General features: G+C 68.0%; 1 protein-coding gene. It reads left to right on the top strand.

What is annotated here, in order from left to right; genetic code table 11:
* Positions 1 to 366 (top strand): sigma-70 domain-containing protein (locus M8J74_RS44295; protein WP_283949344.1); only part of this gene is annotated, 366 nt, incomplete at both ends.

The following is a 366-nucleotide window of genomic DNA, read 5'->3' as shown; positions in this document are numbered from 1 at the left end:
TTCCGCGACACCACCTGGGCCGTGCATGTGCCGCGCCGGCTGCAGGAGGCCCGCGTCCAGCTCGCCAAGGCGACCGAAGAACTCAGCAGCCGGCTGGGCCGCACCCCGACGGTGAAGGAACTGTCGGAGCTGATGAGCCTGCCCGAAGAGGAGGTCCGCGAGGCCCGCCTGGCCTCCAACGGCTACAACTCCTCCTCCCTGGACGCTGCCCTCAGCACCAGTGCGGACGGCGAAACCGTCCTGCAGGACTTCATCGGCGTCGACGATCCGGCCCTCGAACTCGTCGAGGACTTCCACGCCCTGGCTCCGATGATCGCAGCCCTCGACGAACGCGACCGGCAGTTCATCCACATGCGGTTCGTGGAG

Source organism: Streptomyces panaciradicis, assembly GCF_023516615.1.
Classification (GTDB): Bacteria; Actinomycetota; Actinomycetes; order Streptomycetales; family Streptomycetaceae; genus Streptomyces; species Streptomyces panaciradicis.
The sequence above is the reverse complement of the archived record's forward strand: the minus strand, read 5'-3'. Positions and strand labels throughout refer to the sequence as shown.